Source organism: Arthrobacter wenxiniae, from assembly GCF_013376105.1.
In the GTDB taxonomy this organism is placed as follows: Bacteria; Actinomycetota; Actinomycetes; order Actinomycetales; family Micrococcaceae; genus Specibacter; species Specibacter wenxiniae.
In genome coordinates this window covers 205,676-216,367 of record NZ_JAAMFM010000004.1, presented here as the reverse complement: position 1 = coordinate 216,367, position 10,692 = coordinate 205,676, and the positions used below count along the sequence as shown (strand labels likewise).

The following is a 10,692-nucleotide window of genomic DNA, read 5'->3' as shown; positions in this document are numbered from 1 at the left end:
GCTCTACGGGGCACTACTGAACTTCTGTACGGTATATGTGGAGTGGGCCGTCGTGATGCGCCGAATTGTCTGCATCGCCGAAGGATCTAAACCGATAGTCCGCCGGTGTGAACTGGCTGAGGCGATTTTGAAATTCATAAGCGAAATCTGGCCAAATTAGGGTTAGCCGACGGCTCCCTGGATCGATATACCAGCTATCGCATCCTCCTTGTGTCCAAACCGTGGCAGCGCCCACATGGTCAAGTTCCAAAACGTACTTGACTTCTGCATCTCGGTCGACGTCGAGCATTCGGTAAGGCGTCGAGTGTAGGTATTCGATGGCTTTGAGTATGTATCGGACCTGAACCTCAATCATGAATATGGCAGAGTTATGCCCGAGACTGGCATTTGGACCGTTGATGATGAACATATTGGGAAAACCGCTGACGGAGGTTGATGCATAGGAAACCATTCCATTTTTCCACCGCTCTGAGAGCCTCAACCCCGCGCTGCCCATGATTCTTTCGGCAAACGGAGGCGTTGTCGCCTGGAATCCCGTGGCGAGGACCAAGACATCAATGTCATGTTCGGCGCCGTTTGCGGCTATGGCCGTTCTGCCATTGATACGTTCGAGGGGGGACGGTTCAAGGACGACGCCGGGCGATGAAAGTGAAGGGTAGAAATCATCTGACAATAAGACCCGCTTGCAACCTATTGAGTAGTCCGGGGCCAGCTGGGCGCGCAGGACCGGATCGGCGATTTGCCGCTCAAGATGTTCTACGGCCTGAGCACGCAGACGCCCGATGTGCTCTGGAGATTCTGCCCTGGCCGCGAATCCGGCTTCAGCCTTCCAGAAGAGCCGTGAGCGCAACCTGGCAGCGGAATCAGGGAGTCGTAGGAAGGTGCGCTTCTCGGCTTCGCTGTAGCTGCGGTTTGACCTGGGCACCACGTACGGTGCGCTTCGTTGAAACAACACCAAGCCTTCCGCGACGGCGGCGAGATGCGGCACGAGCTGCACTGCTGAAGCTCCGGTACCAACCACGCCGATGCACTTTCCCGCCAGTTCCGCGTGTTCATCCCACCGTGAGGAATGGAAGATCGGTCCCGGGAAGGATTCTAGCCCCTGAATGTCGGGAATGCGCGGCTCTGAGAGCCGGCCGGCAGAGACTACAAGCATCTCGCATCTGTAAATGGCCTGTGGAGTTCGGACCTGCCACCGCAGGCTGCTGTCGTCCCAGTTCATCTCCAAGGCCTCGGCGCGCATACGAAGATGCGGCCTCAATCCCTCTTCCTGGACACATTCCCGAAGGTAGTCGTGGATCTCCGCGCCTCGCGCGTAAAAGTGGGACCAGTCTAGTTTGGGACGGAAGGAGTAAGAGTACAAGTGAGAGGGGACATCGCATGCTACACCTGGGTAAACATTGTCGCGCCAAGTTCCGCCGACGTCGTCAGCTCGTTCGAGAATGACAAAAGATGTGATTCCTTGGCGCAGCAGTTGAATGCCCATCCCCAAACCACCGAAACCGGCCCCGACAATCACGATTTCCACTTCCACCACCGGAAGATCAATGGGATGAGGCCGCCGGATCGTCAGCGCGTTGGGCATCAGGCACCAGCCTCCTGTCGGTTGGATCCGGATAGTTGTCGCTGTGGCCTGGAAAGGAATCCATCGATGAGACTGAACAACTCAGCGGGCCGTTCGAGAACCACCGCGTGACCGCTTTCAACTTCGGCGTAGCTGGCGTCCGGGATGGCTCCGACAAGGGCCTCGGCCTGCTCACGGCCTGCGATCGTGTCGTTGGAGCATCCGATCACCAGTGTCGGGATGCAGATACGTGCGGCGGTTTCGCTGAGATCGACCGTCGCGGCCAGACGAATCTGGGCGTCTGTGAACAAACCGGGGCTGAACGGGGACATTGCCTCAAGTTCTTCCAACGGGCTGCTGTTGAGGAACGAAGTCCCCAGCGCAGAGAACCTCGCGAACCGGCTCAAAACCGTGGGCCCCAGGATACGCAGCCGTTGCCAGAGGTCATTGAATATCCGGTGGCTGGCGCCTGCCTTCAACCACCCGGACACTAGGACAAGCCGTCCGGGAGCCGGGTGTGATGCGGCAACGGCTGCGGCGATGACAGCCCCCAGTGAGTATCCGACCATGCTGACCTGTCTGCCCGGCAACACTTCATCGATTGCAACGCGGACCTGCCTGGCCACGTGCTCGAGCCGTAAGGTCTCGTGTTCACCGAGTGCCGGAAGGCAGAAATCCACTGACATGACGCGACCGTGGCGGGCGAGCATTGGAAAGATGAAGCCGAAATCCGCTGCCGTGCTGCCACCGATCCCGTGAATCAGGACGACAGGATCCAAGTCCTCCCGATCGGCGCCGCCAAGATGGCACGTCACCTTGGCACCATCTACGTCCAGGGACATGGTTTCATTCGCACAGAAGCCATTCATGAGCGCGCCTGGGCTGCACCAGCAAGGGGCAGAACCGATCCGTAGTCCGTGGTTCGCTGCCTGATTGTCCGGCCCATCTCGGCGGCGATCTGTTCGACGTCGGCGACCGAGAGTGTTCGGTTGGCTTCGGGTCCTGCTTCGGGCCACACCGTGCCGTCCAGCAGCAGTCCACCGAAGTCGTTCGCGCCTCCCCGCAGCACGGTCTGGCTCGTTGCCAGCCCAAGTTTCGTCCACGCCGTCTGCACATTGTCGAGACGACCGTTCAGCATGAGCCTGGCGACGGCGTGGACCGCCCGAATTTCGCGAAGATCCGGCCCGGGGCGGGAGACACCCGCCAGCGATGCCGGCACGTCCGCGGGGAGGATGGGCATGGGGATGAACTCGGTGAAGCCGCCGCTGGTGTCCTGGATCGAGATGAGCGTGCGAAGGTGCGCCACCTGCTCGGCAGGGGATTCAATGTGGCCGAACACCATGGTTGCCGTAGATTTCAGGCCGACGCTGTGGGCGGTCTTGATCACCTCCACCCAATCGGACACTGGCGGGTCGGTCTGGCCGCTCAGCTCCCCGCGGATGCGGTCATCGAGGATCCTCGCGCCCGTGCCGGGGATGGAGTCCAGTCCCCGTTCCTTCAGAGCTTGGAGAAACTCCTGCACCGATATGCCCAGACGGGACGCGCCGTCGAGGATTTCCGCCGGGCGGTAAGCGTGGATATGGAGGTCCGGCTGCTGAGCCCGGATGGCCCCCACAAGCTCAAAATATCCGGTGGCGAGCACCTCGGCAGGCATTCCGCCCTGGACACATACCTCGCTTGCGCCCAGGGTACGGGCTTCATCGACCAGGCTCCTGAGCATTGGGAGCGAGAGTGTGGGCCCTGAGGTTCCCGCCGGCCCGGCGTGGTGGGGATTGAAGAGGGCCGCGTCGATGTTCCGGTTCACCACGTAGGTGATGTCGTTGCCGACGGCGTCGTGCCGTACTTCGTCCGCAAACACGCACAGTGCGTCCAGCTCGATTTGGTCGGTTTCCAGGAGCCGAATGTACTCGCTGTCGGCCAATCCGGACGGGTTTCGGGACGCCCGGAGGAGAATCGACGCGATGTCGCCCTTGAGCGGAGGAGCTGACGGCCGCTGTGCCGCCTTCGACCACGGTTTCCCCAATGCAGGCGCCTGCTCGATCGCGAGACTTGATGACGGGTGTGCCAGCGCCTTCACATGGGGCTGTATGCGTTCGTCGATCCAGGTGCCTTCGTCGGCGATGTATTGCGGATGCACAGTAAGCCGCTCCCTGAGCTCATAGCCGGCCTCGAGGGTGAGCCGGGCCAGATCGTCAATGTACGGCCATGGGCGTTCTGGATTGACGTGATCGGCCGTGAGGGGGCTGACCCCACCCCAATCGTCGATGCCCGCCCGGACCAATAGCGCGAGCTCGGTTTTATCGGTGAGGTTTGGCGGCGCCTGCACGCTGGCTTCAGGTCCCATGACGAGCCGCGTAACCGCAACGGCCGCCACGTACTCCAGCAGCCCGAGATCGGACTCGTTCTGCATAGCTGTTTGCTGCTTGGCACGGAAGTTCTGGACGATCGTTTCCTGGATATGTCCGTGGCGTTCATGGACGGCACGGATCGCAAACAGGGACTCAGCACGGTCGGCGTTGTTTTCCCCAATGCCCAGGAGAACGCCGGTGGTGAACGGAATACGGGAGCGCCCGGCATCGTCGAGCACCCTGAGCCGCAATGCAGGGTCCTTGTCGGGAGATCCGTAGTGGGCCCTGCCTTTTTCGGCCCAGAGTCGCACCGAGGTGGTCTCCAGCATCATGCCCATTGATGGTGCTACCGGCCGGAGGCGCTGGAGTTCAGCCCAAGACAAGACCCCGGGGTTGAGGTGGGGCAGAAGGCCTGTCTCTTCAAGAACCCGAATGGCCATGGCCCGGATGTACTCGAGCGTGGATGCGTAGCCGTGCCGGGCAAGCCACTCGCGCGCTGCCGGCCATCTGTCCTCGGGCCGGTCTCCCAGTGTGAACAAGGCTTCTTTGCATCCGAGTTCAGCGCCTGTCCGGGCAACATTGAGGATCTCCTCCGGGGACATGAACATCGGCTCACCCTTGGCTGCGAGTTTCGAAGGAGTCTCCACGAAAACGCAGTAGTGGCAGCGATCCCGGCACAGCTTGGTGATCGGGACGAACACCTTCTTCGAATAGGTGATGACCCCGGGCCTGCCGGAGTGTGCCAGTCCCTCGTCTCTAAGTCCGGATGCGAGAACGAGGAGACGTTCGAGCTCGTCGCCACGTGCGGAGAACAGGATCTCCGCATCGCTTACGTCGGTCATGCCGGTCACTTCCGCCCGGGAAACGGCGTCGGAGATCAAACGGCGGGATGGATTCATAGTCTCGTTCATGACCACCTTTGTGTGGGCGAGGGGAGGTAGGGACGTGGAACGCGGATTCGCTGACGCCGCGGCGGTGCGTTCCCCCAGGCGGAGAGAAGCGGCAAGCTGGTTCAGCTGCTCTGCGGTGTCGACGTCGCGCCGGAGACCGGACGACGGCGGGATCGACAGTTCGACATAACCGGCGTCAAGATGTGCTTGGCGTGACTGGCCGCCAAAAGCTGGTTCATGGGTCGAACCCCTTTGAGCTGTGATGAGAACCGTTCCAACTCCGTCGGCATCCGGAACCATGGCGCGTGGATAGGAGCCGGCCTGATTGAGCGCCGCTGCCAACTCCGGTCCCGCGAGGCTGGGAAGATCGCCCAACAGCACCGCTACTGGACTGTCACCGGCAGCAGCTACCCCCTCTTCGATTGCCTGGTTGAGCCCGCCACCAAGATCCAGCATGACCTCGGCGCCGAGCTTCGAGAACATCGGCATGGCCTGCGGACTGGTGACCACGATGACCCGGGTGACGGCCAGTGCCGCACTGACGGTGTCCAGGGCAATGGCTGTAGCCAGTTCAGGCGAAGCGTCCAGGCGCGATTTGGCGTCAGCTGTTCCTTTGACGGGAACGACGACGGTCCAGGCGGTCGCGTCATTCGCGAGGCGCTGGCCGCCGTCGAAACGACGCCTACTGTTCAGCATGTGCGCGTCCTTCCTCAAATCCCTGTGCCCAAGCCTCGTTGGCGCCCATCCGAAACATGTCCGCCTCCGCCGAGCGGATCAGGACCCGCCCGCCAGCAGCATCCGGATCCAAAAGATGCGAGAGGCCGCGCACGACGGCGACAGGAAGGCCGTTGCTCTTTCCCTTCACCAGTTCGGCCGCAGAAGCAATTTCGTCCCCGACGGCGGGAGCGGTCACGTCGAGGGTCCGGCCTTGGCTGTCCTGTGTGCCACGCAGGTCTTCGATCAACAGAACACCGCTTCCGCCGATGGCGACATCAGTCTGCCCCTCGCGCCACGCCCTGCCCAGGGTGTCCGTGACAATGACGCCAAGGCGCACGCCGAAGCGCCGCTGCAATGCCGCGCGTAACCGTTCGGCCGATCCGTCAGGGTCCACCGGGAGAAGCAGTACTGTGCCGTCGGGCGTGTTTGATGCGTCCACGCCCGCCGCTGCGCCGACAATTCCAAGGCGGTTTTCAACAATGCGGGTAACCCCTCCGGGGTGCTTCTTGGTGGCAACGATCCGCACTGTCTCTTGGGTGATCGCCTCCTCGCGGTGTGCCGCGAGGACGATGCGCCCCTCGGCTTTGGAAATAATCTTGCTCGTGACAGTGATGATGTCGCCGTCCAGGAGCGAACCGACCGCATCCCCGATAATGGCTGCGAGGTCGTCTCCCTGAAGAATCTCAGGGATTCCCTTCAGTGCGAATATTGTGAGCATGACTACTTCCCAGCCCTTGGGTCCATCAATGCACCAAGCTCTATGCACTGCCGGACCATCTCCGCCGTGGCAGCTGGGTCTGTCATCAGCAGCGGTGCTTCGACAACGCGTACACCCGGCAGCTTGAACGTCTCCCCAGGTGCCACCAGATACCCGTCCAAAATACCGCCCTCGGCACGGGCGCCATAGAGCCTTCCGACTCCCTCTGCGGAACACGCCACGTTGATGGCAGCCAAGCAGACATCCGCGTATCCCCTCAGCGGCGCGCCCCCGATGATGGGCGACACTCCGATGATGGGGGCCGAGGCGGCTTGGAGCGCGCTCCGGATGCCCGGAACGCTGAGGATCGTACCGATCGAAACAACTGGATTGGACGGGGCAATCAGGATCAGATCGGCCGCTTCGATGGCTTCGAGAACTTCAGGGGCTGGCCGGGAATCCTCGGCGCCGTCGACCCTGATCCTATGTGGGGGAAGCGTTGCCCGGTAGCGGACCCACCATTCCTGGAAGTGAAGTGAAATTCGAGCGGGTGCGGTGCCGATCGCCAGGGCCGGTTCGTCGACGTCGACGACTGTTGCGACTCGCCCGTCCGTCATGGGCAGCAACTGCACACCTGTGCGGCGACGTTCAGTAAGTGCAGCGGTAACCTCCGACAAGGGTGCTCCCTCGGCCAGCATCCGGGTCCGCACAATATGGGTGGCTATGTCCTTGTCGCCAAGGGAGAACCAGGGCGCGTCCGCGCCATAGGCTGCGAGTTCGGTCGAAACCACCCACGTCTCGTCGGACTGCCCCCATCCACGGGCGAGATCGGAGGCGCCCGAGAGCGTATACATGCAGGAATCCAGGTCCGGACAGATCTGCAGTCCGTTCAGGCGGATGTCATCGGCCGTGTTCACGACCGCCGCCACATGGTCCCGGGCCGACGCCGGCCGGTCACCGAACGGCGACCACCCGAGCGCGGATTTCACGCCAAGCAGGAATTTGGCACCGCCGACGCCGCCCGTGAGCACAACTATGTTCACCATTTCGGCTGTCCTCCCAAGGGGGTGCGTCGCATGTTGGTCATGCTAGAGCTCCCTTAGGCGTGGCTCGAGGTCGGCTGCGAAGAGATCAAGGAACCTTCGCTGGTCGTGGCCAGGGGCGTGAAGCACCAAGTGAGTGAAGCCGGCATCGACGTAGGGCTTGATCATTTCGACGGCCTCATCGGGGTCCGCGGTCACTATCCAGCGTTTGGCGATCTGCTCGATCGGCAGCTTGTCGGCGGCTGCCTCCATTTCCATTGAATCCCCGACGGAGTGTTTCTGTTCCGGGGTCAGCGACAAGGGTGCCCAGAACCGGGTGTTTTCAAGGGCTGCTTCACCGTCTGGATCGTAGGAGAGCTTGATCTCGATCATGCGGTCGAGGTCGCCATATTTGCGGCCGGCCTTGTCCGCTCCCTCCGCGACGGCCGGCAGCAGCTTCTCGGTGTACAGCTGCATTCCCTTGCCGGAGGTGCAAATGAATCCGTCCCCCGCACTGCCGGCATACCGCGCCACCACCGGACCTCCAGCCGCAATGTAGACGGGCACTCCGGCGTCGGGAACGTCGTAGATGGAAGCGGCCTTCGCCCGGTAGTACTCGCCGTCGAAGTCGACCCGGTCGCCGCCCCACAGCTTCCGCATCAGGGAAAGTGCTTCGCGCAGCCGCGCGAAACGCTCTTTGAACTCGGGCCATTCTCCCAGGTGGCCAGCGGCGATCTCATTGAGCGCCTCACCCGTTCCGACGCCGAGCATGATGCGTCCCGGGTACAGGCAGGCCATCGTCGCGAAGGCCTGGGCCACAACGGCCGGGTTGTAACGGTACGTCGGGGTGAGCACGGAAGTGCCTAGTTGGAGCCTGCTGGTCCGTTCGCCGACGGCCGCCATCCAGGCCAGGGCGAAGGGAGCGTGTCCGCCCACATGCCGCCAGGGTTGGAAGTGGTCGCTGACGGTGGCAGAGTCCATGCCACTGTTTTCCGCATGTACGGCAAGTTCCACGAGTTCCCGTGGTCCGAATTGCTCGGCAGACGCTTTGTAACCCAATTTCAGTGTTGCTGCCACGCAGTGCTCCTCGATGAAATGGTGACCATGGTGTTGTTCGGCGGTCCCAGGACCAGCCGGGTTACGCCTCGAGGACGCCCTGAATCATGTGGCGGGCCACTTCCGTCAGTGCCTGCAGGCCGGCGACCATGTCCTTGTCCTCGGTGAATTCGCGTTCACAGTGGGAGACGCCGTCTACGCTCGGGATGAACATCATGACTGTGGGTGCCATGGTGTTCAGCGCGGTCGAGTCATGCCCGGCCATGGTCCTGATCCGCCGGACGGAGATGCCCAACTCCGCTGCGACTTTCTCGGCCAGCACCAGTCCATCCTCCGGGTAGTGGCGGTGAGGACGAATGTCGAAGTCGGCTACGTTGATGCGGATGTTGTGCTCCGTTGCCAGGTTCGCAATCTTTTCTAGGAGGGTGGACCTGGCACCCTGCACGATCTCCTTACTGTCGGAGCGCAAGTCCGCAACGAGGCGGACCCTGCGGGCAACGACGATCGGGGAATTGGGTTCAACGAACATCTGACCGATCGAAGAGACCAGCGCTTCCTCTTCGTAGTCCCGGGTGACCGCTTCCACCATCAGGATGATCTTGGCAGCGGCAGTCAGGGCATCATGGCGGTCTGCCATCGCGGTAGCCCCGGTGTGCGACTGTTCGCCAAGGACCTCTATGTCTAGCTTCTGGGTATACCAGGAGCGATCCACAGCGCCCAGCGTAATGCCCCCGCGCTCCAGGATACGACCCTGTTCGATGTGGATTTCGGCGTAGCCTGCCACTTCGGGCCGCTCGTCGCCGCCGAGGAAGCCGATGGAATCCAGTGCCTCACGGACTGTGGTGCCCTGATGATCCTTGACGGCCAGCATCTGCTCCTGGTCCATGAGGCCGGCAAAGACCGAGGAGCCCATGATCGACGGCGCGAATCTGGAGCCTTCCTCATTGAACCAGTTCACCACGGCAAGATTGAACTGTGGGGCAGCGCCTCCGGCCGAAAGGTCGGCGGCTATTTCCTCCTGCAGGGTCTTGGCCGCGTGCAATGCTGCCAGCACACCGTATGCGCCATCAAATCTGCCGGCCAGCGGCTGGCTGTCCAAGTGTGAACCGATCAGCACGAAGGGCGCCCCAGGCGTCCATTCAAGTAGCGCGAACATGTTTCCGATCCCGTCCACCTTGACGGGGTAGCCCAGTCCTTCTGCCCGGGCTGCGAACCAGTGCCGGCTCTGCTGGTCCTCCGCGGTGGCGGCCTGGCGGTCCACGCCGTTGTTGGCGGTGGCCCCGATGGTTGACAAGTGCCGGAAGTCAGTCAGAAACGCTTGGATATCCAATGTGGTGCTCCTCAGTGTTGGTAAGACGGGACATGGTGCGGCGCTCATGCCTTCGCCACCACTTGCTCCTTCAGTGCCGGAATAATGTGTTCGCCGTAGACGCGCAGGGTTTCCTCTTTGTTGTCATGCTGCAGGTAGCCGGCAAACTGGGTGACGCCGAGAGCCTTGAGCTTTTCAAGTTTTTCGATGTGCTGCTCATAGGTGCCGAGCAGGCAGAAACGATCAACGATTTCGTCCGGAACGAAGGTCGTGTGGGTGTTTCCTGCGCGTCCGTGCTCGTTGTAGTCGTAACTTTCACGTCCAGCAATGTAGTCGGTCAGTGCCTGCGGGACCGCGGAGTCATCCCCGTACTTGGCAACGATGTCGGCCACATGGTTTCCCACCATGCCACCGAACCAGCGGCACTGGTCCCGCATATGTTCCCAGTCGTTGCCGACGTACATCGGTGCGGCGACGCAGAATTTGATGGACATCGGATCCCGGCCCGCAGCCGCCGCGGCAGAGCGCACGGTATTGATCATCCATTCAGCGATGTCCACATCGGCCAGCTGCAGGATGAATCCGTCGCCCACTTCGCCTGTGAGCTTGAGCGCCAGTGGACCATACGCGGCCACCCACATCTCCAACTCCGAGCCCTGGCTCCAGGGAAACTGGAGTGTGGCGCCGTTGTATTCTACAGGCCTGGAGTTGGCCAGTTCACGGATCACGTGAATGGATTCGCGCAGCGCCTTGAGGGTAGTGGGGGCGCCGTTGCTGACCCGGACAGCGGAGTCTCCGCGTCCGATCCCGCAGACGGTCCGGTTGCCGTACATCTGGTTCAAGGTGGCATAGACGGATGCGGTCACGGTCCAATCGCGGGTTGCGGGGTTGGTGACCATCGGTCCCACCTTGATACGCCGGGTTTCGGCGAGGATCTGGCTGTAGATCACGTAGGGTTCCTGCCAAAGCAGGTGCGAGTCAAATGTCCAGACATAGTCGAACCCGTGTTCCTCGGCGTTTTTGGCCAGGGCGATGGTGCGAGCGGCAGGCGGGTTGCACTGGAGAACAGCTCCGAATTCCATGGTTTTG

The 10,692-nt window shown here is 61.9% G+C and carries 8 protein-coding genes; all 8 read right to left on the bottom strand.

The window, feature by feature from the left end:
* Positions 1-13: 13 nt before the first annotated feature.
* Positions 14-1,585 carry a flavin-containing monooxygenase gene (locus G6034_RS05235; RefSeq protein WP_176634031.1) on the bottom strand — a complete coding sequence of 524 codons (1,572 nt, stop codon included), beginning with the start codon at positions 1,583-1,585 and terminating at the stop codon, positions 14-16.
* A complete protein-coding gene (locus tag G6034_RS05230; RefSeq protein ID WP_218063586.1) occupies positions 1,585-2,433 on the bottom strand; it encodes an alpha/beta fold hydrolase in 849 nt (282 codons plus the stop codon). The genes G6034_RS05235 and G6034_RS05230 overlap by 1 nt, the downstream gene beginning before the upstream one ends.
* A complete protein-coding gene (gene cofG, locus G6034_RS05225) occupies positions 2,430-5,498 on the bottom strand; it encodes a 7,8-didemethyl-8-hydroxy-5-deazariboflavin synthase CofG (protein WP_246295308.1) in 3,069 nt (1,022 codons plus the stop codon). Before cofG ends, G6034_RS05230 begins: the two co-directional genes overlap by 4 nt.
* Entirely contained in the window at positions 5,485-6,237 is a 753-nt protein-coding gene (locus G6034_RS05215; protein WP_176634029.1) for a coenzyme F420-0:L-glutamate ligase, read from the bottom strand. Before G6034_RS05215 ends, cofG begins: the two co-directional genes overlap by 14 nt.
* 2 nt (positions 6,238-6,239) lie before the next feature.
* Positions 6,240-7,262 (bottom strand): 2-phospho-L-lactate transferase, encoded by a 1,023-nt coding sequence (cofD, locus tag G6034_RS05210; RefSeq protein ID WP_218063585.1) that lies wholly within the window; start codon positions 7,260-7,262, stop codon positions 6,240-6,242.
* Positions 7,263-7,304: 42 nt separating this feature from the next.
* A complete protein-coding gene (gene fgd / locus G6034_RS05205; protein ID WP_176634028.1) occupies positions 7,305-8,315 on the bottom strand; it encodes a glucose-6-phosphate dehydrogenase (coenzyme-F420) in 1,011 nt (336 codons plus the stop codon).
* A 61-nt stretch (positions 8,316-8,376) separates the two neighbouring features.
* The gene (locus G6034_RS05200; RefSeq protein WP_176634027.1) at positions 8,377-9,624 is read right to left on the bottom strand and encodes a M20 family metallo-hydrolase; all 1,248 of its coding nucleotides are present in this window, start codon (positions 9,622-9,624) and stop codon (positions 8,377-8,379) included.
* 44 nt (positions 9,625-9,668) lie between these two features.
* Positions 9,669-10,685: a TIGR03842 family LLM class F420-dependent oxidoreductase gene (locus tag G6034_RS05195; protein ID WP_176634026.1), complete on the bottom strand. Its 1,017-nt coding sequence runs from the start codon at positions 10,683-10,685 to the stop codon at positions 9,669-9,671.
* Positions 10,686-10,692: the final 7 nt, after the last annotated feature.